Here is a 21,505-nt window from a genome sequence, read left to right as displayed (position 1 = left end):
CGCCGCTTAGAACAAATCCGTGCTTGCGCCAAACTGAACATCGTCTGCCGACTGGCGTCCCGCGCGCGTCAACTTCCCTTGCGGCCGATCTGATTGACGCGGGCAATGACCTCTTCACTGACGGCAGGCGGCACGAATTTGGCTATGTCCCCGCCGAAGAGCGCGATTTCCTTGACCAGCTTGCTCGCAATCGGCTGCAGCGCGACATCCGCCATCAGGAACACCGTCTCGACCCGCGGATTGATCTGCTGGTTCATCCCCGCCATCTGATATTCATATTCGAAGTCGGCGACGGCACGCAGACCGCGGACGATGACCTTTGCCCCTTCGCGCTCGGCAAAATCCATCAACAATGAGTCGAACGCGACCACGTGGATCTCGCCGGCCACGCCGTCTACCTCACGCCTCACCATCGCCATGCGTTCCTCGATCGTGAACATCGGCGATTTGGAGGCGTTCGTCGTGACGCCGACGACCAGCCGGTCGACGAGCTTCGCGCCACGCCGGATGATGTCCATATGGCCTAGCGTGATCGGGTCGAACGTACCCGGGTAAACACCGACCCTTACGGTCTCTTGGCTTGCCGTCATGGTCGGTGTCTCCGGAAGAGGTCAGCGGTCGCGATCAAGCACGAAGCGTGCGATCTCGCGGAGCAGATCGGCCTCGCGGCCATAGCTGTGCAGATGCGCGATCGCCTGCTCGACAAGCATGCGGGCCTGTTCACGCGCGCGCTCCGCGCCGAGCAGCGACAGGAATGTCTCCTTGCCCGCACCGGCATCCTTGCGGAGACGTTTGCCCGCCGCCGTCTCATCGCCTTCGGCATCGAGCAGATCGTCAGCAATTTGAAAGGCAAGTCCCAGGTCGTGCGCATAGCCGCGCAGGCCAACCCGGCCCTCGGGCGCAATCCTGCCAAGAATGGCGCCTGCTTCGACGGACGCCAAAATCAGCGCACCGGTCTTCATCTGCTGAAGCCGGGTGACAGTGTTCAGATCAAACCGGGCATTCTCCGCCTCGAGATCCATCATCTGGCCGCCGGCCATCCCAGTCGGGCCGGACGCCTTGGCAAGGTCGAGCACCAGATCGGCGCGCACGAACGGATCGGGGTGCGTTGACGGGTCGGCGAGGATCTCGAACGCCAGCGCGTGAAGGCAGTCACCTGCGAGGATCGCGCATGCTTCGCTGAACATCTTGTGGACGGTCGGCTTGCCACGACGCATGTCGTCGTCGTCCATGGCCGGGAGATCGTCATGGATCAGCGAATAGACATGGATCGCCTCGATGGCCGTGGCCACCCGCGCCGCACAAGCACGGTCGACCCCAAACAGGCTGGCGGTCGCGAAAACAAGCAACGGGCGTAGCCGCTTGCCGCCGCCGATCGCGGCATGACGCATCGCGCGATACAGATCCGCACGCGGATCGTCGGGGATCGCCAGCAGGACATCGAACTGTGCATCGATTTCCGCGGAAACCTCGGCGAGCGCGTCCGCCAGCGATTGCGGGAAGGCCGTCATGCGCGGCTCAACTTGCCGCGAAGGGGCGAACCCCAGCCGGCTTACCCTCGGCATCGAGCCGGATCGCTTCGATCCGCGCCTGCGCAGCATCGAGCCGATCGGCACAACGCTGGCGCAGCTTGTTGCCGCGTTCGTAAAGCTCGATCGCCTGCTGCAGCGGCGTATCGCCACGCTCGAGCTGCCCCACGATCGTCTCCAGCTCTTTCAATGCCTCTTCGAATGAGAGGTCTTCGGTCGGCGTTTCCATGGGTGCTGCTATGGAGCAGGCGCGCGACGGGGGTCAAGGACGCGTCGACGGCGGAGGCTATGCCGCAACCGGCACACGCCGAGTTTGCCGCGAATTCTAGCGCAGCCTCTCGACGGTCCAGGTGTAAAGCACCGATATGCCGATCAGTCCCAGGTCGACGGCAGCCTGCATCCTGTGCGGCGCGGGGTCGGACGGGTCATGCGTGATGAGGCGGATATCCGCCGTCGGTCGCGGCATTACTGCGAGCGTCAGCACCAGCGCAGCGACAGCGAGAGCAGCCTTACGATTACGCATCGTCATTCTCCCGGGGGAAGCTGCATCCTGACGTCGTCAATCCGCTTTGACAAGGCGCGGCACCAGGCACCGCACTCAGGCGGCCGAGACGAGGCTGACCGCGCTTCGCGATCGATCGCGGCCCGCCGCCTTGGCCTCGAACAACGCGCGGTCGGCGTCGCGGTAAAGCGTCTTCCAGTCGGCGTCGTGCAACAGGGGGCCCGTGCATGTACCGATGCTGGCGGTGATGGTGATATCGTACGGCATCGACTGGCCGCGGACACGGTCGCGGATTGCGCAGGGCGAAACCGATGTCGAGGCATCGACGAGGATAGCAAACTCCTCGCCACCAATTCGGGCGATGAGCGTATCGGTTGGCAGTGCGCTGCGGAGCGCACGGGCGAAGGCCCGCAACACCTCGTCGCCGCCATCATGACCGATCGTCTCGTTGACCCGCTTGAAATGGTCGATGTCGGCGATCAGCAGCGTCTGCTCGCCGGGGCGGCCGATCGCGCGTGCCAGGAAGGCGCGACGATTGAGCAGGCCGGTCAGCGGGTCGGTATCGGCAAGCAGGCGCGCCGCGATCTCCTGTTCACGCGCAGCGTCGCGTTCGCGGCTTAGCAAAAGGATGCGATAGGCAATCGCCGTGCTCGACAGAAGCGCCTCGATCGCCATCGCGATGACCGTCGAATTGTCGACCAGCAGGCTCGGCTCGACCATCCCGAAGCTGCTGGCGATGCGAAGCCCCGACATGACGATCGGTGCACCCCACGCAAGCGCAAACAACCACAGATAATTGCTGCGGACGCGCCACGCGCGCCACAGGATGATCGCCACAACCCCGATGAACCCCAGATATGCGATCGACATGCCGGTATCGAGGACATGGATCGCGCGGGGGGCGAGCATGACCCAGAGCCCCGCCATGCCGACCAGCCCGACCATCACCGCACTGCTGAGCGGCCGTACCCAACTCGAGAACACGGCACGTTCGAAGAAGCTGCGGGCGAAAAGGAGCGCTGCGCTGGCGGATGCGGCCAGAAACAATATGTTGAGCCGCTGGCGGTCGTTATTGTCGAGGCCCGTAAAGACTTGGCCCGCAGCACCTGACGACGTCGATACATAGGCCAGCAGGCACAGGACGAGGAGGCAGTAGACTGGCTGGAAAGCCTGGCGAAGCGCACCCCATAGCGCCAGATTGTAAACGATCAGCGCGATCGCCATGCCGGCAAACGCGCCGTAAAGTGCGCCGCGCACGATCTCGGTCGTCGCCGCCTCGCCATGATCCGCCAGTACCGGCTGCAGGATGACGCCGCGAAGGTTCGTGGCGCCTTCGACATGCCACAGGAGGCGCACCGGTGGCGCGTCATGGCGCGGCAGCGGTTGCGAGAGTACGGCGCCGAGGTTCAGGATCTCATGGGCGGTTTTTGGCGTGACGCCGACATCGCGAATCGCACCATCGGCATAGCGGACATAGAGCGTGATGCGCGTCATCCAGATGCTGCCGATACGCGCACTGGTGCCGCGCAGCTGATTTGCGGGGAGCGGCTGTGACAGGACCCAAAAATCACCCGGGCCGAACCGGCGCTGTGGGGTGGTGCAGTCGAATCGTTCCGGCGTTTTGAACAGGGCCGGCGCCGTCATGCCGGGTGCTGCGCGGACGAGACAAGTCGCCAGGGGGAAGGCGGTCGCGGCGGCGGGCTGTGCAGTCACCAAGCCGAGCGTCCACAGCAGCAAGACCATGACCCACCGCATATATGCCCGTATCCCCATGACATGCCTCGTAAAGCGCGTTCGGCAAAGAACGGTAAACGTGGCTGGCTATGGCACAAAAAAACCCGGCGGCAAGCGCTGCCGCCGGGTCTCGTAAACGCGGCTTGCCGCCGTCTCGCTGCTACTTGGCAGAGACGGGTTCAGCCTTCCCCTTCTTCTTGGGCTTTTTCGGCGCCGCACTTTCAATTGCGAACGAAAGCGCACCATCCTTCATCTTCACCGTCACCTCGCCGCCATGAACCAGTTTCCCGAACAGCAGCTCCTCGGCAAGTGGCTGCTTGATCTTTTCTTGGATCAAACGGCCCATCGGACGCGCTCCGTAGAGCTTGTCATAGCCCTTCTCGGTGAGCCACGCCTTCGACTCGTCATCGAGCTGGATATGGACGCCGCGGTCCGCCAGCTGAAGCTCGAGTTGAAGAATGAACTTATCCACGACCCGGGCGACCACGGTCGTCGGCAGATAGCCGAACGGCACGATCGCATCGAGGCGATTGCGGAACTCCGGTGTGAACATCTTCTGCACCGCCTGTTCGTCCTCGCCTTCACGCGTAAGGTTGCCGAAGCCCACCGTCTCGCGGGCCATGTCGCTGGCCCCCGCATTGGTCGTCATGATCAGAATGACGTTGCGGAAATCGACCGACTTGCCGTGCTGGTCGGTAAGGCGCCCGTTGTCCATTACCTGCAACAGGATGTTGAACAGGTCTGGATGCGCCTTCTCGATCTCGTCAAGCAGCAGCACGCAATGCGGATTCTGGTCGACCGCATCGGTCAGCAGACCACCCTGATCGAACCCGACATAGCCCGGGGGCGCACCGATCAGACGGCTGACCGAGTGCCGCTCCATATATTCGGACATGTCGAACCGCTGGAGCGGGATACCCAGGATCGAAGACAGCTGCTTGGCCACCTCCGTCTTGCCGACGCCGGTGGGGCCGGTGAACAGATAGTTGCCGATCGGCTTCTCTGGCTCACGTAGACCCGCTCGCGCCAGCTTGATCGCCGAACTGAGCTTCTCGATTGCCGCATTTTGCCCGAACACCACGCGCTTCAGATCTGTTTCAAGTGTGGCGAGCGCGAGCTTGTCGTCGGTCGAAACCGATTTCGGCGGGATGCGCGCCATGGTCGCGATGACCTGTTCGATCTCCTTGGGGGTGATCGTCTTCTTGCGCTTGTTCGGCGGCACGAGCATCTGCATCGCACCGACCTCGTCGATCACGTCGATCGCCTTGTCGGGCAGCTTGCGGTCGTTAATGTAGCGCGCACTGAGTTCGACCGCCGACTTGATCGCGTCGGGAGTGTATTTGACGTTGTGGTGATCCTCGAACGCCGACCGCAGGCCAGCCAGAATCTTGATCGTATCCTCGATCGTCGGCTCGTTCACATCGATCTTCTGGAAGCGCCGCAGTAGGGCGCGATCCTTCTCGAAATGATTGCGGAATTCCTTGTAGGTCGTCGAGCCGATGCAGCGGATCGTTCCGCCTGAGAGCGCGGGCTTGAGCAGGTTTGACGCATCCATCGCACCGCCGCTCGTCGCGCCGGCACCGATGACTGTGTGGATCTCGTCGATGAACAATACCGCGTCCGGCATCTTCTCCAACTCGTTGACGACCGCCTTCAGGCGCTCCTCGAAATCACCACGATACCGGGTGCCTGCCAGCAATGCGCCCATGTCGAGCGAATAGATTACCGCCGGCTTGAGCACGTCGGGGACCTCGCCCTCGACAATCTTCCGCGCGAGGCCCTCCGCAATCGCGGTCTTGCCGACGCCGGGATCGCCGACATAAAGCGGATTGTTCTTCGAGCGACGGCACAGGATCTGGATCGTGCGATCCACCTCCGGTCCGCGCCCGATCAGGGGATCGACCTTCCCGTTCTTGGCTTTCTCGTTCAGGTCGACCGTGAATTGCTTGAGCGCGCTTTCCGTCTTGCCCTTCTCCTGTCCCTTGGTCGGCTTTTCATCGTCGACACCTTTGGGTGTCGAAGCTTCAGTCGGCTGCTGTCCGCCCTTGCCCACCCCGTGGCTGATGAAGCTGACCGCATCGAGGCGGCTCATGTCCTGCTGCTGCAGGAAATAGACGGCATAGCTTTCGCGCTCGCTAAACAAGGCAACGAGCACGTTGGCACCCGTTACTTCGTCGCGACCCGAAGACTGGACGTGGAGGATGGCGCGCTGGACGACGCGCTGAAAGCCGCTCGTCGGCGATGGATCGGTCGCGGCATCGACCTTGAGCGCATCGAGCTCGGTGTCGAGATAATGCGCGACCGTGGTTTTCAGCTCGCCCAGATCGACGTTGCAGGCGCCCATGACTTTCGATCCGTGCTCGTCGTCGATCAATGCCAGCAAGAGATGCTCGAGCGTCGCATATTCGTGGCGTCGGGACGATGCAGCCTCGAGTGCCTTGTGCAGGGTGGTCTCGAGGGCGGGTGCAAATGACGGCATTTACATTACTCCTGTCGGGCCACGCAGACGCAGGCCCTTTGCCACTATGTCGGAACGGTAATCGATCGCATCAAGCACTTGACCCCACCGGACTGCGTTCCTGCACCGTCCAAATGCGGACCGCCGAGACGAGGTCGAGGACATCACCGTCTAAATAGGTCGTCGGCGCTGGCGCGGTGGCTGATCGCTCGATCTTTTTTCAACTGGCAGCGCGCAATCTCGCCTTGCAGCGCGGTAATCCGCGCATCGAGCTCGGCGACCGAGAGCGAGTCGATGTCCTGACGCACGAGCGCATCGAGGAAATCGTCGGGACGAGAGGGGGCGTCATCCGGATCCATTGCGCCTGTAACGTTGACCCGCACCGGAGTGATGTCAATAAGGCACGGAAATCCAATGGGGCGTCTCGATCACATGACTGCAAAAACCGCGACTCCGCGTTACATCGTCCCTGACGTCATGAAGGCAATCGATCCCAAAGCCCCGGGAGGCCCTGAAGTGCTCGTCCTTGTGGAGCGCGCCGTGCCGCATCCCGGAGCCGGCGAGGTCCTCGTCAAGGTCGCGGCGGCGGGCGTCAATCGTCCCGAGGTGATGCAACGGCAGGGTAAATATCCGCCGCCGCCCGGTGCCCCGTCGATCTTGGGCATGGAAATTGCCGGGACGATCGTCGCGGTCGGTGACGGGGTCGGCGAGGAGCAGATCGGGCAGCGGATTTGTGCGCTGATCACCGGCGGTGCCTATGCCGAATATGCGGTTGCCCCGTTCGGCCAGTGCCTCTCCGTGCCCGAAGCGCTGACGATGGTCGAAGCCGCGGCGATGCCCGAGACGCTGTTCACGGTGTGGACCAACCTGTTCGAGCGTGCCTATGCGACTGAAGGTGATACGGTGCTCGTCCATGGCGGCACGAGCGGGATCGGCACGATGGCGATCGGCTTGTGTGCCATCTTCGGGATAGACATCATCGTCACCGCGGGCTCGAAGGCGAAATGCGAAGCCGCGCTCAGCCTCGGCGCGACGCACGCGATCGACTACAAGACCGAGGACTTCGTCGAACGGGTCAAGCAGATCACCGGCGGCAAGGGTGTTGCGGCAGTACTCGATATGGTGGGCGGCGACTATGTCGCGCGTAATCTGCAATGTCTGGCCGAAGATGGGCGGCACGTGTCGATCGCGGTTCAGGGTGGGGCGAATGCGACGGTGCCGCTGTTCGAGATCATGCGCCGTCGTCTGACCTTGACGGGATCGACGCTGCGCCCGCGTGATACCGCATTCAAGTCGCTCGTGGCCGATGAACTGGCACGGACGGTCTGGCCGCATGTCGAGGCCGGCAAGCTCAAGCCAGTGATCGATCGCGTCTTTGCCTTTGCCGACGCCCCGGCTGCGCATGCGCGGATGGAGGCGGGCGATCACGTCGGGAAGATCGTGCTGTCCATGACGTGACGCGGGCACGCCTGACCAGGCTGTCCCCGAGCCGTCTCTGCAATTCGTGACGGAGGCTGTGCGTCGTCCGATGACTTAGAACAGTCACCGGACTGCGACTGCCATGTCACATTGCGCCGCTAGACAGGACCGCAACGAACAGATTTGCGGGGCAGGCCGATGGACACCGTCACGTTTCCAACCGACGCGTTGCCGATAGCCGATGTGGCGGACATCGCGGACTTCATCCATTCGCGACCCGTCGTGCCCGAACGCGTGGTCGACCGGCGGCAATATCGCACGATCTGGATTTCCGACGTCCATCTCGGCACGCGTGGCTGCAACGCGGCGATGCTTAACGACTTTCTCGACCATGTCGACAGCGAGACGATGTTCCTGGTCGGCGACATGATCGATGGCTGGCGATTGAAGAAGAAATTCTACTGGCCGGCGGCGCATAACGACGTGCTGTGGCGGCTGCTCAAGCGCGCGAAGCGCGGTACGCGGGTCGTCTATATTCCGGGCAACCATGACGAGGTGTTCCGGCAATATTCGGGGCTCGACTTCGGTGGGATCTCGATCCGGCGCAAGGCGATCCACGAGACCGCCGACGGCCGCCGCCTGCTGGTTCTGCACGGTGACGAGTTCGACGCTATCACGCTGGCGCATCGCTGGGTCGCGCATATCGGGGATGCGGCGTACACGTTGCTGATGGGGCTCAACCGATGGGTGAATGGCGCGCGCCGACGCCTCGGCATGCCCTATTGGTCGCTCTCGAAACACGCCAAGGCCAAGGTCAAGAACGCCGTCGCCTTCATATCGCATTTCGAAGAAGTCGTCGCGCACGCGGCCGGCGTCCGCGGGGTCGATGGCGTCGTGTGCGGACACATCCATACTGCGGAAATGCGCGATATTGCCGGCGTTGCCTATTATAACGACGGCGACTGGGTCGAAGGCTGCACGGCACTTGTCGAGCATTTCGACGGGCGAATGGAACTGCTTCACTGGGCAGACGAGATCGCCGCACGCGAAATCGACAACGTCGTCACGCTGGCCGCCTGACCCACGTCAATTCGGCTCATGCCGCGGTTACTCAAGGAGACCCCGATGCGTATCGCGATCGTCACCGATGCCTGGAGCCCGCAAGTCAACGGCGTGGTTCGCACCCTGCAGTCCGTCCGGCGGGAACTCGAAGCGACGGGTCATCAAGTGCTGATCATATCCCCCGCGCAGTTCGCCTCGATGCCGTGTCCGACCTATCCCGAGATTCGGCTGGCCTTTGCACGGTCGGGCGCGGTCGGACGATTGCTCGAAAGCTTTGGCGCCGATGCGATACACCTCGCGACGGAAGGTCCAGTCTGCCTCGCTGCACGAACCTGGTGCCTGGCCCGAGATCTGCCGTTCACGACCGCCTATCATACCCAGTTTCCCGATTATATCGCGGCACGGACGGGCGCGAACCCCGCCTGGATATGGCGCTATATTCGCTGGTTCCATCGTCCCGCCGAGTCGATCCTGGTCTCCACGCCCTCTGTCGCGGCAACACTTACCGCACAGGGGCTGCATCAGGTTCGCGAATGGGGGCGAGGCGTCGATTTTGCACAATTCGGGCTGGACGGCGCCCGTGATCCGGAGATGGCGGCGCTGCCCGGGCCGATCCTGCTCTATGTTGGGCGCGTCGCTGTCGAGAAGAATGTCGAGGCCTTTCTGTCGTCCGCGCATCGGGGAACGAAGGTGGTGGTCGGCGACGGGCCCGCGCGCGCCGCGCTTGCACGTCGCTTCCCCGATGCCGTGTTTCTCGGTCAGCGCGACGGACAAGGGCTGGCTGCGGCCTATCGGACTGCGGACGTCCTCGTCTTTCCGAGCCGCACCGATACGTTCGGGCTGGTCATGATCGAAGCGCTGGCGTGCGGGACTCCCGTTGCAGCCTATCCCGTCGCCGGCCCGATCGACGTACTCGACCCGCGCGTTGGCGTGATGCATGAGGATCTCGACGAAGCGATCGCGGCGGCACTGACCCGCGATCCTGTCGCCTGCGCCGCATATGCTGCCCGGTACAGCTGGCCCGCAAGTGCGCGCCAGTTTCTGCGTGCCCTTGTTCCGCTTGCCCGTCCACTCGATCGACCGCGCATGGCGGCATGATGCAACGCGACGATCGCGCGCTTGCCTGTTAGTCATGGGCGCACTAAGTCGTGTGTCATGTCAGGCCGCTCCGGAAGGGGCGGCCCTTTCTATTTTTACGGAGTTTCCGCCGTGGCCCAGCCGCTCATGCCCCATGCGACCGCCGCCTGGATGGTCGACAACACTGCGCTCAGTTTCGAACAGATCGCAGATTTTTGCGGTCTGCACATTCTCGAGATCCAGGCGATCGCCGACGACACCACGTCGACCAAGCTGACGGGGCGCGATCCCGTCCGCGCGCATGAGGTCACGCAGGACGAGATCGACAAGGGCGCGGCCGATCCCGATTATCAGCTCAAGATGATCAAGGGTCCCGAGCAGGTCCGCCGGACCAAGGGCCCGCGTTACACGCCGGTGTCCAAGCGCCAGGACAAGCCCGATGGCATTGCCTGGATTATCCGTAATCATCCCGAGATCACCGATGGCGCAATCTCGCTGCTGATCGGCACGACGCGCACGACGATCGCTGCGATCCGTGACCGTAGCCACTGGAACATCGCCAACATCACGCCAAAGGACCCGGTCACGCTTGGCCTGACGTCGCAGCGCGAACTCGACGCCGCGGTCGCCAAGGCCGCCAAGGCGGCGGGTATGGAAGCACCGACCGACACGCGTCTCGAAGGTGATCGTGAGGCGCTGCTCGAGCAGCTTCGTAACGAGCGTACGCAGGCAGCGGCGGACGCGCAGTTCGTCGCAGAGGGCGGTGTCCTGCCGGTCAAGCCGCTGTTCGACGACCCCTTCAAGCGCTGAACGTCCCCGGTCCCCGCGTGACGCGGTGCGGGGGCGGGACGGGCTATCGAATAGGTTTGCGGTCCTGACGGCGCGGGGATGGCCGGCGGCACAGGGCGTTGAGGGCACGCGGCATGGCTGATGCGCGTGTCGGCTCGGGGACTATCTCTGGCGCCTTGCGGTTGCTACCTGCGACACATGACGTCGCTGCCGGCTCCACAGGATGAACCGCTAACACACAAGGGGCTGGTCTACTCCTTGGGCCACCGCGAGCCCGAACCCGGTAACGTATTTCGCATCGCTCCCGGCGTTGATTGGGTACGCCTCAAAATTCCAGGTCCGCTGCGCCACGTGAACTGCTGGATGCTCGCCGACGGCGATGGCGACGCGCTCGTCGATACGGGCATGAATACGCCGGAAGCGCGCGACGCGTGGACCGCAATCCTGGCAGGGCCGAAGTCGGGCGTCCGCATCACCCGCGTGATCGGCACGCATTTTCATCCCGATCATATCGGCCTCGCCGGTTGGCTATGCGAGACGCACGACGCGGCGCTCGTCATGACCCGGGGCGAATGGCTGACCGCACGAATGCTGGCCGCTGATGCCAGGGATGCCGTTCCCGCCGAAATGCTGGCATTCTGGCGCGGTGCGGGCTGGGACAGTACGCAGATCGCGCATGCCAGTGCGAAGGGGTGGGCGGGATTCCGCAAGATCATCACGCCGCTTCCCTTAGGTTACACGCGGATCACCGACGGTGACGTGTTGACGGTAGGGCGCGATGACTGGCGGGTCGTGATCGGGTCGGGCCACAGCCCAGAGCATGCATGCCTTCTGAACGAAGTATCGGGCATCCTGATTGCCGGGGATCAGGTTCTGCCCCGTATCAGCCCCAATATCTCTTTAGGCATCACCGAGCCGCATGCGGATCCGCTGGGCGAATGGTTTGCCGCGATCGCCCGGCTGAAGACATTGCCCGCAGATCTGCTGGTCCTGCCGGGGCATGGCGATCCGTTTACTGGTCTTCATATCAGGCTTGACGCGATGGATCGTGAGCACCGCGAACGGCTCGACGAACTCGCTGCCTTTCTCGCCGAGCCGCGTCGTGCGGTCGAGTGTTTCGGACGGCTGTTCCGGCGCGCAATCGGCCCCGATCTGCTCGGCATGGCGACGGGTGAAGCGCTCGCGCATCTGCGTCGGCTCGAGGTCGAGGGTCGCGCCGTTCGGGACAGTGTCGATGGCGTGTGGTGGTGGCGCGCAACGTGAGCTAGCATCAGATCAAAGCCGGCAGGAGAGGCCCCATGTGCGACGAGCATACCGCAGACGATAACGAACACTATCTCGCCGCCATGTCGCGGCGCCAGTTCGGCGTGATGACCGGGGCCGCAGGCCTCGCGATGCTGTTGCCCGTGCCGGCCGATGCGAAGCCGATCAGCGGACGCGAGGTGTCGATCAAGACGCCCGATGGTCAGGCTGACGCCTATTTCGTCGCGCCGGCCACCGGGACTCATCCGGGCGTGCTTGTCTGGCCGGACATCATGGGTCTGCGCCCAGCGTTCCGTCAGATGGCCGATCGACTCGCGCAGTCGGGTTATGCCGTCCTTGTCGTCAATCAGTTCTATCGGTCGACCAAGGCACCGTTCCTTAGCCCCGGTGAATCCTACGACCAGCCGGCCGTCCGCGCTCGAATTGCACCCTTTCGTGACGCGCTTACACCCGAGGGTACGGTCCGTGACGCCAAATCCTTCACCGCGTTCCTGGATGCGCAACCGCAGGTGGATCGCAAGCGCGGGCTGGCGACCACCGGCTATTGCATGGGCGGGCCGATGGTAATCCGCACCGCTGCTGCGGTATCGGGACGCATCCGCGCGGGGGCGACGTTCCACGGCGGGGGGTTCGTGACCGACACACCCGACAGCCCGCACCGGCTGATCCCTGCACTGAAAGGCAGCTATCTGATCGCGATAGCGGCGAACGATGATGCGCGCGCACCGACCGAGAAGGACGTGCTGCGGGCGGCCTTCGCGACAGCGAAGCGTCCGGCCGAAATCGAGGTCTATCCGCAAACGATGCACGGATGGTGCCCGCCCGACAGCAAGGTCTATAATCCGGTGCAGGCGGACCGTGCGTGGGGCCGCATGCTCGCGCTGTTCGCGACGGCGCTGGCGTAAGATTCATCGCTGCTTCGTTCGACGGCACAACCCGCTGGGTGCGATCCGCGATCGCATCTTGACGGCACGGCATCGCCATGAGACCATCGTTCACTCTATGTTCTTGAGGGGCGAGCCATGACGTTGACGCTGTATTCGAATCCCATGTCGCGGGGGCGTATTGCTCGCTGGATGCTTGAGGAGACCGGGGCCGCTTACGATACGGTGATGCTCGATTATGCGACGACGATGAAGGCGGCGCCGTATCTTTCGGTTAATCCGATGGGCAAGGTGCCCGCTATCGTCCATGACGGCCACGTCGTTACCGAATGCGGCGCGATCTGCGCCTATCTGGCCGACGCCGTGCCCGAGGCGAAATTGGCGCCGACGGCTGACGAGCGGGCCGACTATTATCGATGGCTATTTTACGCGGCCGGGCCTCTGGAGGCGGCAATCACCAACCGATCGCTCGGCGTGGTCCCGACCGAGACGCAGCAGCGGATGGTCGGTTATGGAAGTTTCGAGGCCGCGATCGCCGGACTTGAGCATGCCGTTGCGGCGCATAGCTATATCGCGGGCGAACGCTTCACGGCAGCCGATGTCTATGTGGGTGCCCAGGTCATATGGGGATTACAGTTCGGCACGATGCCGAAGCTTGCAGCATTCGAGGCCTATGCCGCCCGCCTGACCGAACGCGCGGCCCATCGGCGGGCAGCAGCGCTGGATGATGACGCTATGGCCAAGATGGCGTCATGAAGTTGCGCTAGGAGGTCGAATGCCCGATCAGGCGGCCTAGGACGCGAGCTAACCCGCCAGCGCCTGTGGCCCCATCGCGCGGGCATTCGTCAACTCGGCCACGTGCCCCCGCACTCCCAAGGCGATCGCCGCGTGGATCGACGATCAAAACGGCGAGCGCGCGCTTGTGTCGCTATCGCTCCTATGGTGGGCAAGCCTGAAGTTAGTCTCTCGGCATCACTCGTATCCGCCAATCACGGCATTCAGGAAGCTGGGGAAGGGGCCGTTCCACCCGTCAACCGGCGCGTCGGGCACGGTACTGCGGCGGGTCGCCCGCACGGGACCGACCTTTGGCTCGCGTGCCTGCTCGGGCATGGCGGTCGACGGTGCTGGCGGCACTGTCGGCACCGGGGCCGCGGCAGGACGTTCCGCGACCGGCGCGATGGGCATTGCCGGAGCAACACGGGGAAGCGCAGGCTGTGCGGCAGGGACCGGTTCGTCAATCGGCGTCCGAGCCCAGCGCGATGGTTTCGGCGTGGCAGCGGCCATGGGCGCTGCGATTTCGGCAGCTGCCATCACTTCGTCCTCGACGGCATGGGCAACGACATCGGCACGCGGCACCCGCCGCGTCCGCGACCGCTCGCGCCGCGGTGGCAGCTCTTCATTGCTATCGGACGACGCGGTAGCCGCCGGAGCCAGCGCTCTCGGCTCGGACAGCTTTAGCCGCTCGATCGTCTGGCCCGTCAGCTTTTCGATATTCTGGATATTTTCGGAATCGTCGGGTGCGACGAAGGTATAGGCTGTGCCCGTTGCACCCGCACGGCCCGTACGGCCGATCCGGTGGACATAATCGTCTGGATGCCAGGGCGCGTCATAGTTGAAGACGGTCGACACGCCCTTGATGTCCAGACCACGCGCAGCGACGTCCGAGGCGACGAGGATCGTCACCACACCGTTCTTGAACAGGTCCAATTCGGCGAGGCGCTGGGGCTGCTCCATGTCGCCATGGATTTCGCCTGATTTGTAACCCGCCTGCTTCAACACCTTGTTGAGGTCGCGCACGGTCGTCTTGCGATTGCAGAAGATGATCGCGTTGGTGACCTCGTCCTGCGCCAGGATCCGGCGCAGTGTCTCGCGCTTCGCGGTCTGGCTGGCGACGGGGACCAGATACTGCTTGATGTTGAGATTGGTCGATGCAGGGCGCGAGACCTCGATCGTCTTGGGGTTCGACAGAAACTTGTCCGCCAGCTTCTTGATCGGCGGCGGCATAGTCGCCGAGAATAGCAGCGTCTGGCGCGACTTAGGCAGCTTGGTGCAGATTTCTTCGATGTCGGGGATGAACCCCATGTCGAGCATCCGGTCCGCCTCGTCGATGACCAGCAGCGAACAGCCGTTGAGCATGATCTTGCCGCGGCCGAACAGGTCCATCAGCCGGCCCGGCGTGGCGATCAGGACGTCGACGCCCTTTTCGAGCGCGGCGAGCTGGTCGCCCATCGACACGCCACCAATGAGCAGTGCCATGGAGAGATGCGAATTGACGCCGTATTTCTCGAAGTTTTCGGCAACCTGCGCGGCAAGTTCACGGGTCGGCTCTAGGATCAGCGAGCGCGGCATCCTGGCGCGGCTGCGGCCATGGGCAAGAATGTCGATCATCGGCAGCACGAACGACGCGGTCTTGCCGGTGCCGGTTTGGGCGATGCCGATGATGTCACGCATCATCAGAACCGAAGGGATCGCGCCGGCCTGGATCGGCGTCGGCTCGGTATAGCCGGCGTCAGTGACCGCCTTCAGGAGTTCTTCGGAAAGGCCGAGATCGGCAAAGCTCATTTATATGTCCGGGAAAAGGAGGGCGCGCATTATTCCCTCAAGCGCCCCGCCGCTCGCGGATTTCCAGCAAAATGTCAAGGAAAGCGGGTGGCGGCACGACGAAAGTCGCACATCACCCCTGCCGTCTTGTCTATTGCTTGAGCTTCAGAGTCTTGAAGTCATCGATTTCGCAGCGCGCCCCGGACCGCATGCGAATCGCGTCGCGATCGCGACATATCAGACCGTCACCGCTCGGCCGCAGGTAAAAGCCCGGATAATAGTCGAGTGGTTTGCAGTCGCCATCAAGCTTCGCGCGCAATCGCGTGCCGTCCTGCATGACGAGATCGACCGAGCCCGGCTGGCCGAGAAAGGCGCCTGCTATCTCCGCGACGGCGACGCATTTGGGCCCCTTGCGCTCCTTCCACTCGCGCGGCTTCGACAAGGGCGCGCTACCGACGGGTTGGGCCGATCGCCTGAACATGCGGGGGACGCGGATGATGATGCGCTCGTGGATCGAGACCTGCGTGATCTCGACGCGCGCGCGCGTCGGCGCGGCGGGGTTCGCCACGGCCGCGAGGGGGGCGGTGAGGGCGAGGAGGGAGGCGGGAAGCGCAGGGTGAATCATGATGTCGCTAAGCAGCGTTAACCGCGATCGTTGAACGGGAGGTGAATTGCGCTTAGCGGCGCAGTCATGACGCCCGAACAGACACAGATGCTCGATGCGCTTGCCCCGCAACTCGAGCGCAAGTCCATCGTCACCGATACCGCCGATATCGCCCCCTGGCTCGACGACTGGCGGGGCCGGTTCCATGGTGCAGCCCCGCTGATGTTCGCTCCGTCGTCGGTTGCCGAGGTGTCGGCGATCGCCCAGGCCGCGCTGGCGTTCCGCGTCCCGCTGGTACCGCAGGGCGGCAACACGTCGATGGTCGGCGGGGCGACGCCGCCCGCCGATGGCCGTGCCGCCCTGCTGTCGCTACGCCGCCTCAACCGCATCCGGTCGATCGATGCCGAGGCCGGTCTCGCGGTGGTGGAGGCAGGTGCGATCCTCGCTGATCTCGACGACGCTGCGCAGGCGGTCGGCCAGCGCTTCCCGCTGACGCTCGGTGCCCGCGGCAGCGCGACGATCGGCGGCCTGGTCTCGACCAATGCCGGCGGCACGCAGGTGCTGCGGTTCGGGACGATGCGCGGGCTGGTCGCAGGGGTCGAGGCGGTGCTGCTCGACGGCAGCGTCCATGACGGCCTGTCCGCGCTGAAGAAGGACAATCGCGGCTACGACATCGATCAGCTGCTCGTCGGATCCGAGGGAACGCTGGCGATCGTCACCGCAGCCACGTTGCGGCTGGTGCCAGCCGTGGCCGCACGCGCGGTCGCCTGGATCGGGGTCTCCGGACCCGACAGCGCGCTCCGGCTGCTGCGCGGCCTGCAGGCGGCGACCGACCGTGTCGAAAGCTTCGAGATCCTGCCGCGTGAAACGCTAGCGGCAGCGGTCGCGCATCTCCCGGGGACGCGTGCGCCGCTCGACGGCGACCATGCCTGGCATGTCCTGATCGAGGCAACTGCACCGTCCATGGACGGCGAAACCCCCGCGGCGCTGCTCGAACGGCTGCTGGGCGCCGCGCTGGAGGCAGGGCAGGCCGAGGATGCCGTGATCGCCGCCAGCGAGGCGCAGGCTGCGGCATTCTGGCGGATCCGCGATTCCCTGTCGGCGGCAGAACGCGCGCTCGGCCCCGCCACGCAGCACGACATCTCGGTCCCGGTCGAGACGATGCCGCGCTTCATGATCGATGCCGCGCGAGCCTGCGACGCGCGGTTTCCCGGTACGCATGCCAGCGGGTTCGGCCATCTGGGCGACGGCAATGTCCATTTTCACGTCCGCGCCCCGCAGGGCACCGATCCCGCGCGCTGGTATGCCGAGGATGCGCCGGTCGTGACGCGCTTCGTCGACGATCTGGTCGTCGCGGCCGGAGGATCGATCTCCGCAGAGCACGGGATCGGCCAGATGAAGATCAGCGAGCTGGAGCGGTTGTCGTCGCCGGCACGGCTGACGATCCTGCGCGCGGTGAAGACCGCATTCGATCCGCACGGGCTGCTGAACCCCGGCAAGCTCGTCACGCTTGCACGGGCAGGCGTCACGCCATAGAGCCTCGCGCCAATCGCCGGCGTCCTGCCGCCCAGATCCTCTGACGAAACACTGGAGATACATGATGGCCAGCGCACCGCAGCTTCCGCTCTTCTACAACGGCCTAGAGCCGCTTTCGAGCGACACGCACGCCGATTACAAGGTCCGCCCGCAGGAGAGCGCGCCGTTCCTCGTCGGCCAGCATGCGATCCCGATCACCGTCGACGAATTCCCGCTGGTGCAGCGTCACATGCCGATCGTCTTCTCGGTCGGCGACGATGCGATCCCGCTGGCGCTGATGGGCCTCAACGAGGGCGTCAACGTCTTCATCGGCGACGACGGCAAGCTGACAGAGAACACCTTCTACGTTCCCGCCTATATCCGCCGCTATCCGTACATGCTCGCGCGGCTGCATCCCGATGCGCAGGAGCTGTCGCTCTGCTTCGATCCGACCTCCGATGCGCTCGGTGCGTTCGACGAGGGCGACGCGCTGTTCGCGGATGGCGCGCCGACCGAGGTCACCAAGTCGATCCTGGCGTTCAACGAATCGTTCGAACAGGCCGGCGCGCGCACGCAGAACTTCATGAAGGAGCTGCGCGAACTCGGTCTGCTGATGGACGGCGAAGTCTCGATCCAGCCCGACGGCGCCGAGCAGCCCTTCGTCTATCGCGGGTTCCAGATGGTCAACGAGGAAAAGCTGATCGATCTGCGCGGCGATGCGCTGCGCAAGATCAGCAAGTCGGGGATGCTGCCGCTGCTCTACGCACACTTGTTCTCGCTCGCGCTGATGCGCGACATCTTCGCCCGTCAGGTTCAGCTCGGCAAGACGCCGCTGCCGCAGCTCGGCAGCTGATCCGCCCGCGTCGACCGATCGCAGTGCGGTCGGTCGGCGCAGCGGATGCGGCTCGCTCGCGCGGGAATCCCGGGCTGCGATCGTTGCGGCGCAGAATTTTTCGCGCCGGGGTTGAACCAAAATCCCGCTCGCCCATTTTAGACCTGTACGGCACCGTGTCCCCCCCTTTCGCGGCGTCGTACGGCACGCTTCTAGCGTGCCTCCTCCCTGAACCTTGGCCACCTCGTGCTTCGCGCACGGGGTGGTTTTTTTATGGGCCACGCTAGGGTCCTGCTGCGGGGGATCGATGTCGTTAGCGCTGGCCCTTATTCGGCGGCTGCGGCTCGGGTGGTGGCCGATGCGCTCATTCCCAGCGCCTCGTTCGTCAAGGTCGTAAGAAGGGCCTTGAGCAGCCGCACCGTCGCATCCACGCCGGTGCCCAACCCGTCGAACTGGCGATCCAGATAGAGCGACCGATCGAATTCGAGCTGGATCGCGTGGATCCCCGCGGTGGGACGCGCGTGCCGTTCGAGGATATGCCCCCCGGCATAGGGCGCGTTGCGGGCAAAGGGGAGGCCTGTGTCCGCGATCTCGGTCTCGAGGCGGGCGAGGAAGCGAGGATCGGCGCTGCGGCCGAAACGGTCCCCCAGGACGATCCGGGGCGGGCTGCCGCCCGGTACGCCCGCCGCCGAGAGCGGCGGCATCGAATGGACGTCGAGGAGGATCGCGATCCCGAACCGCGCCTGCGCTGCGGCCAACGCGTCGCGCACCGCGTCATGATAGGGGCGGTGGTCGTTGGCGATCCGGCTGGAGATGTCCGCGTCGGTAAACCGGCGCCGCCAGAGGTCGGGCGCGGCGGCTGCCCGACGCGGCACCAGGCCGAGGCCGCTTCGCAGCTTGGCGGAGGGTTGAGGCTGCGCCATCGGGTTCGCCCCCTCGTCCACGCGCGGATCACGTTCGGCCTCGCTGCGGTTCAGGTCGATCCAGGCGCGTGCCCGGGTCTGCACGATCATCGTCTCCACCGTTCGCGCCCGGGTGGCGACGATGTCGATATGACGGTCCTCGAGCGCCACCACGGTGTCGAACGGGACGCGCAACGCTTCGCGCAATGCGGGCGGATAATCGCGCCCGGCATGCGGTACCGACATCACCACCGGGCTGGCAGGCGGCAGGTCGCCGAAGCGCGTGAACGAAGGAGACTGCATGCGGAAAAGCGTAGGGCGCATTGCATGAACGGGCAAACGATCTGGAAATCTTAACTGCTTATGGAGTAACGGACCGCTAAATCACGGGAATATATCGATGTTGCGAATCCTGCTGGCCGAGGATGATCAGGTCATGCGCGAATATCTTACCCGCGCCCTGCAGCGATCGGGGTATGCGGTGACCGCGGTCGACCGTGGCACCGCGGCGATTCCGCTGCTCGAGACCGAGACGTTCGACCTGCTGCTGACCGATATCGTGATGCCCGAGATGGACGGCATCGAGCTGGCGCAGCGTGCCGGCGAGCTCTGCAAGAACCTCCGCGTCATGTTCATCACCGGCTTTGCGGCGGTCACGCTGAAGGCGGGCAAGACGATGCCGCAGGCGCGCGTGCTGTCCAAACCCTTCCATCTCCGCGACCTGGTGGCCGAGGTCGATCGGCTGTTCGAGATGGATAATGCAACAAGCTTCAATTGAGCGCTTGCGCCCCGCGATAAGCGCGGCTAGTGGAGCGCTCCGGCGGGCGTGTAGCTCAGTGGTAGAGCACTGTGTTGACATCGCAGGGGTCGCAAGTTCAATCCTTGCCACGCCCACCATGGAATTGACCCTACCCGGTCTTTCTCGTCTTTGCAGACAGAAAGCCGGGTAGGAATATTTCGAAGCAGAGGATGTCCTCAGGGACTTCCGGGCTTCTCAAACCCCATCATGTCATTGCTGGATATTTGTGAGCACGGCCCTTCAAGGGGGGCGGACTCGGGAGCGCGGATCAGTGCGCTCCCGCGGGATCAGAAGCCCAGCCGCGCGCGGGCGACGATACGGTCGCCGCTGTGTCGCGCATCTGCAAACGGGCCGGTCGCATTGGCGCGTGCGATGTCGGTGCCGATATAATCAACCCCGAGCGTCAGCGGCCCCTGCTGGCGTTCGACGCCAAACCGCCAATCGGTATAGCTGCCACCGGGACGCAGCCGCTGTATGCGCAGCGGATCCGTCGTGGTGCCCGAGGAGTGCCCGATACCCGCCAGCAGCGTGTAGGGCGTCCCGGGGATCCCGGCATCGGCATTCGCATAAAGATAGACGTTGCTGCCCCCCAGCGCATCCTGCGACGGGGCGAACTCGATCCCGCCGACCACACGGGCCGGACCATAGCTGTACCGCGCGGACGCGCCGATCTCGGCATAGTCCATCCCGGTGCGCGCGCCGGCGAACAGATGTCCGGTCGCGGACGTCCGGAGCGTGACCGCGCCCAGATCCCACCCGGTCGCCACCATGACGTCGACGACCGCGTCGGCGCCCGCGTGACGGTCGGCGTTGCGGAGCGTCGTGACACGCGCGGTCGCGTCGATCCTGCCGAGCGAGGCCGCCGCATCCGCGGACAGTACCGCGCGGCCCTCGCTCCAGCTAAGCCCGCGGCGTGCTTCGTCGGTGGCGACCTCGATCCCGCCGGAGGGTGCGACCTGTGCCTGCACGGACGTTGGGAGAAAGGCTGCCGTGCTGCACAGGGTCAGCGCAAGTGTGTGCGTGAAGGGGCGCGTCATCCTGCGGCCAACGCTCCGTGGATCTGATCGAGTTCGGCGCGGAGTACGTCATGGTCTTCCTGCGCCATGGCGGTCACGTCGTGATGCAGGTCGCGCGTCTTCGCGGCGACCTCGCGCGCGATCGCGGCGCGGCTGCTGCTGCACCATCCCGGCTGGTGGCCCGCCGCAACGCCATCGCGCGCGAAGTTGCGCGTCATCAGCGTTCCCGACGACGCCTTGGCATGGCGATCGACGATCATATTGGCGGTCCAGGCACAGCGCAGCGTCGAGGATTGTCCGGCGGGTGCGACCGCGCCGATCTGGCGGTGTTCGACGACGACCGCGCCGCGATAACGGACCTCCACGGGGCCGCTGTGATGATCGACTCGCGTCGTGTGTTCGATGGTCGGTGCGGCCATGGTGGCGGCGGTCGCGAGCGCGAGGCCGGCGAGCAGCATATGGGTCATGTTCGTCTCCTTTCGGGTCCCGGCTTATGCTGGCCGGTGACGCTTCCAAGTCTGGGCACGGTCGATTGACCATGCCCTGTGAACGCGCGCGTCTGGCGGTTCGTTGCGCGGG

The 21,505-nt window shown here is 64.5% G+C and carries 22 protein-coding genes and 1 tRNA gene; 11 read left to right on the top strand and 12 right to left on the bottom strand.

Annotated elements, in window-relative coordinates; genetic code table 11:
* Positions 1-68: 68 nt before the first annotated feature.
* The 7 genes from coaD to GV027_RS09970 all read right to left on the bottom strand — a co-directional run bounded on the left by coaD (position 69) and on the right by GV027_RS09970 (position 6,582).
* Positions 69-590: a pantetheine-phosphate adenylyltransferase gene (coaD, locus tag GV027_RS10000; protein WP_031439973.1), complete on the bottom strand. Its 522-nt coding sequence runs from the start codon at positions 588-590 to the stop codon at positions 69-71.
* Positions 591-611: 21 nt separating this feature from the next.
* Positions 612-1,511, bottom strand: coding sequence for a polyprenyl synthetase family protein (locus GV027_RS09995; RefSeq protein WP_159511762.1), 900 nt, complete (start codon positions 1,509-1,511; stop codon positions 612-614).
* A gap of 7 nt (positions 1,512-1,518) precedes the next feature.
* Positions 1,519-1,758: an exodeoxyribonuclease VII small subunit gene (locus GV027_RS09990; RefSeq protein ID WP_056679860.1), complete on the bottom strand. Its 240-nt coding sequence runs from the start codon at positions 1,756-1,758 to the stop codon at positions 1,519-1,521.
* 96 nt (positions 1,759-1,854) lie between these two features.
* Positions 1,855-2,052 (bottom strand): hypothetical protein, encoded by a 198-nt coding sequence (locus GV027_RS09985; RefSeq protein ID WP_159511761.1) that lies wholly within the window; start codon positions 2,050-2,052, stop codon positions 1,855-1,857.
* A 75-nt stretch (positions 2,053-2,127) separates the two neighbouring features.
* Positions 2,128-3,786 carry a GGDEF domain-containing protein gene (locus GV027_RS09980; protein ID WP_159511760.1) on the bottom strand — a complete coding sequence of 553 codons (1,659 nt, stop codon included), beginning with the start codon at positions 3,784-3,786 and terminating at the stop codon, positions 2,128-2,130.
* 139 nt (positions 3,787-3,925) lie between these two features.
* A complete protein-coding gene (gene clpA, locus GV027_RS09975; protein ID WP_159511759.1) occupies positions 3,926-6,244 on the bottom strand; it encodes an ATP-dependent Clp protease ATP-binding subunit ClpA in 2,319 nt (772 codons plus the stop codon).
* Positions 6,245-6,387: 143 nt separating this feature from the next.
* On the bottom strand, positions 6,388-6,582 hold the full coding sequence (locus GV027_RS09970; RefSeq protein ID WP_159511758.1) for a DUF1192 domain-containing protein: 195 nt from the start codon (positions 6,580-6,582) through the stop codon (positions 6,388-6,390).
* A 118-nt stretch (positions 6,583-6,700) separates the two neighbouring features.
* Here GV027_RS09970 and GV027_RS09965 point away from each other — a divergent pair, with 118 nt between their 5' ends.
* The 7 genes from GV027_RS09965 (at position 6,701) to GV027_RS09935 (ending at position 13,473) form a co-directional block, all read left to right on the top strand.
* Positions 6,701-7,681, top strand: coding sequence for an NAD(P)H-quinone oxidoreductase (locus GV027_RS09965; RefSeq protein ID WP_159512843.1), 981 nt, complete (start codon positions 6,701-6,703; stop codon positions 7,679-7,681).
* 159 nt (positions 7,682-7,840) lie between these two features.
* Entirely contained in the window at positions 7,841-8,722 is an 882-nt protein-coding gene (locus GV027_RS09960) for a UDP-2,3-diacylglucosamine diphosphatase (protein ID WP_159511757.1), read from the top strand.
* Positions 8,723-8,767: 45 nt separating this feature from the next.
* On the top strand, positions 8,768-9,802 hold the full coding sequence (locus GV027_RS09955; protein ID WP_159511756.1) for a glycosyltransferase family 4 protein: 1,035 nt from the start codon (positions 8,768-8,770) through the stop codon (positions 9,800-9,802).
* Positions 9,803-9,913: 111 nt separating this feature from the next.
* Entirely contained in the window at positions 9,914-10,591 is a 678-nt protein-coding gene (locus GV027_RS09950; protein WP_081874195.1) for a DUF1013 domain-containing protein, read from the top strand.
* Positions 10,592-10,921: 330 nt separating this feature from the next.
* Complete coding sequence (locus tag GV027_RS09945) at positions 10,922-11,833, top strand: MBL fold metallo-hydrolase (RefSeq protein WP_236559146.1); 912 nt, start codon at positions 10,922-10,924, stop codon at positions 11,831-11,833.
* A gap of 35 nt (positions 11,834-11,868) precedes the next feature.
* A complete protein-coding gene (locus tag GV027_RS09940; protein ID WP_056405232.1) occupies positions 11,869-12,738 on the top strand; it encodes a dienelactone hydrolase family protein in 870 nt (289 codons plus the stop codon).
* A 117-nt stretch (positions 12,739-12,855) separates the two neighbouring features.
* Positions 12,856-13,473 (top strand): glutathione S-transferase family protein, encoded by a 618-nt coding sequence (locus tag GV027_RS09935; RefSeq protein ID WP_159511754.1) that lies wholly within the window; start codon positions 12,856-12,858, stop codon positions 13,471-13,473.
* Positions 13,474-13,689: 216 nt separating this feature from the next.
* Here the strand turns inward: GV027_RS09935 and GV027_RS09930 are convergent, their stop codons facing one another.
* A complete protein-coding gene (locus GV027_RS09930) occupies positions 13,690-15,279 on the bottom strand; it encodes a DEAD/DEAH box helicase (RefSeq protein WP_159511753.1) in 1,590 nt (529 codons plus the stop codon).
* 130 nt (positions 15,280-15,409) lie between these two features.
* Positions 15,410-15,883 carry a hypothetical protein gene (locus GV027_RS09925; protein WP_031439984.1) on the bottom strand — a complete coding sequence of 158 codons (474 nt, stop codon included), beginning with the start codon at positions 15,881-15,883 and terminating at the stop codon, positions 15,410-15,412.
* A gap of 66 nt (positions 15,884-15,949) precedes the next feature.
* Between GV027_RS09925 and GV027_RS09920 the strand changes: the two genes are divergently transcribed.
* Both GV027_RS09920 and GV027_RS09915 read left to right on the top strand, forming a co-directional pair.
* On the top strand, positions 15,950-17,398 hold the full coding sequence (locus GV027_RS09920; RefSeq protein WP_159511752.1) for an FAD-binding oxidoreductase: 1,449 nt from the start codon (positions 15,950-15,952) through the stop codon (positions 17,396-17,398).
* Positions 17,399-17,462: 64 nt separating this feature from the next.
* Positions 17,463-18,230, top strand: coding sequence for a SapC family protein (locus GV027_RS09915; protein ID WP_159511751.1), 768 nt, complete (start codon positions 17,463-17,465; stop codon positions 18,228-18,230).
* Positions 18,231-18,535: 305 nt separating this feature from the next.
* On the opposite strand, the gene GV027_RS09910 is transcribed toward GV027_RS09915, so the two are convergent.
* Positions 18,536-19,414, bottom strand: coding sequence for an N-formylglutamate amidohydrolase (locus tag GV027_RS09910; RefSeq protein WP_159511750.1), 879 nt, complete (start codon positions 19,412-19,414; stop codon positions 18,536-18,538).
* 97 nt (positions 19,415-19,511) lie between these two features.
* On the opposite strand from GV027_RS09910, the gene cpdR reads away from it, so the two are divergent.
* A complete protein-coding gene (gene cpdR, locus GV027_RS09905) occupies positions 19,512-19,889 on the top strand; it encodes a cell cycle two-component system response regulator CpdR (protein WP_031394969.1) in 378 nt (125 codons plus the stop codon).
* Between the two features lie 44 nt (positions 19,890-19,933).
* Positions 19,934-20,008, top strand: a tRNA-Val gene (locus GV027_RS09900).
* A 189-nt stretch (positions 20,009-20,197) separates the two neighbouring features.
* Here the strand turns inward: GV027_RS09900 and GV027_RS09895 are convergent.
* A complete protein-coding gene (locus GV027_RS09895; protein ID WP_159511749.1) occupies positions 20,198-20,947 on the bottom strand; it encodes a TorF family putative porin in 750 nt (249 codons plus the stop codon).
* Complete coding sequence (locus tag GV027_RS09890; RefSeq protein ID WP_236559145.1) at positions 20,944-21,393, bottom strand: hypothetical protein; 450 nt, start codon at positions 21,391-21,393, stop codon at positions 20,944-20,946. Before GV027_RS09890 ends, GV027_RS09895 begins: the two co-directional genes overlap by 4 nt.
* Between the last annotated feature and the right edge of the window lie 112 nt (positions 21,394-21,505).

This window comes from Sphingomonas sp. T1, assembly GCF_902506585.1.
Classification (GTDB): Bacteria; Pseudomonadota; Alphaproteobacteria; order Sphingomonadales; family Sphingomonadaceae; genus Sphingomonas; species Sphingomonas aerolata.
This window is presented reverse-complemented; position numbering and strand designations above follow the sequence as displayed.

Excerpts from the sequence above, each read along its gene's own strand:
- GV027_RS09955 (WP_159511756.1), top strand. The coding sequence starts at position 8,768 with ATGCGTATCGCGATCGTCACCGATGCCTGGAGCCCGCAAGTCAACGGC.
- GV027_RS09985 (WP_159511761.1), bottom strand. The coding sequence starts at position 2,052 with ATGCGTAATCGTAAGGCTGCTCTCGCTGTCGCTGCGCTGGTGCTGACG.
- GV027_RS09970 (WP_159511758.1), bottom strand. The coding sequence starts at position 6,582 with ATGGATCCGGATGACGCCCCCTCTCGTCCCGACGATTTCCTCGATGCG.
- GV027_RS09915 (WP_159511751.1), top strand. The coding sequence starts at position 17,463 with ATGGCCAGCGCACCGCAGCTTCCGCTCTTCTACAACGGCCTAGAGCCG.
- GV027_RS09895 (WP_159511749.1), bottom strand. The coding sequence starts at position 20,947 with ATGACGCGCCCCTTCACGCACACACTTGCGCTGACCCTGTGCAGCACG.
- GV027_RS09910 (WP_159511750.1), bottom strand. The coding sequence starts at position 19,414 with ATGCAGTCTCCTTCGTTCACGCGCTTCGGCGACCTGCCGCCTGCCAGC.
- GV027_RS09960 (WP_159511757.1), top strand. The coding sequence starts at position 7,841 with ATGGACACCGTCACGTTTCCAACCGACGCGTTGCCGATAGCCGATGTG.
- GV027_RS09990 (WP_056679860.1), bottom strand. The coding sequence starts at position 1,758 with ATGGAAACGCCGACCGAAGACCTCTCATTCGAAGAGGCATTGAAAGAG.
- clpA (WP_159511759.1), bottom strand. The coding sequence starts at position 6,244 with ATGCCGTCATTTGCACCCGCCCTCGAGACCACCCTGCACAAGGCACTC.
- GV027_RS09930 (WP_159511753.1), bottom strand. The coding sequence starts at position 15,279 with ATGAGCTTTGCCGATCTCGGCCTTTCCGAAGAACTCCTGAAGGCGGTC.
- GV027_RS09920 (WP_159511752.1), top strand. The coding sequence starts at position 15,950 with ATGACGCCCGAACAGACACAGATGCTCGATGCGCTTGCCCCGCAACTC.
- GV027_RS09965 (WP_159512843.1), top strand. The coding sequence starts at position 6,701 with ATGAAGGCAATCGATCCCAAAGCCCCGGGAGGCCCTGAAGTGCTCGTC.
- GV027_RS09995 (WP_159511762.1), bottom strand. The coding sequence starts at position 1,511 with ATGACGGCCTTCCCGCAATCGCTGGCGGACGCGCTCGCCGAGGTTTCC.
- GV027_RS09925 (WP_031439984.1), bottom strand. The coding sequence starts at position 15,883 with ATGATTCACCCTGCGCTTCCCGCCTCCCTCCTCGCCCTCACCGCCCCC.
- GV027_RS09935 (WP_159511754.1), top strand. The coding sequence starts at position 12,856 with ATGACGTTGACGCTGTATTCGAATCCCATGTCGCGGGGGCGTATTGCT.
- coaD (WP_031439973.1), bottom strand. The coding sequence starts at position 590 with ATGACGGCAAGCCAAGAGACCGTAAGGGTCGGTGTTTACCCGGGTACG.
- GV027_RS09940 (WP_056405232.1), top strand. The coding sequence starts at position 11,869 with ATGTGCGACGAGCATACCGCAGACGATAACGAACACTATCTCGCCGCC.
- GV027_RS09980 (WP_159511760.1), bottom strand. The coding sequence starts at position 3,786 with ATGCGGTGGGTCATGGTCTTGCTGCTGTGGACGCTCGGCTTGGTGACT.
- cpdR (WP_031394969.1), top strand. The coding sequence starts at position 19,512 with ATGTTGCGAATCCTGCTGGCCGAGGATGATCAGGTCATGCGCGAATAT.
- GV027_RS09890 (WP_236559145.1), bottom strand. The coding sequence starts at position 21,393 with ATGACCCATATGCTGCTCGCCGGCCTCGCGCTCGCGACCGCCGCCACC.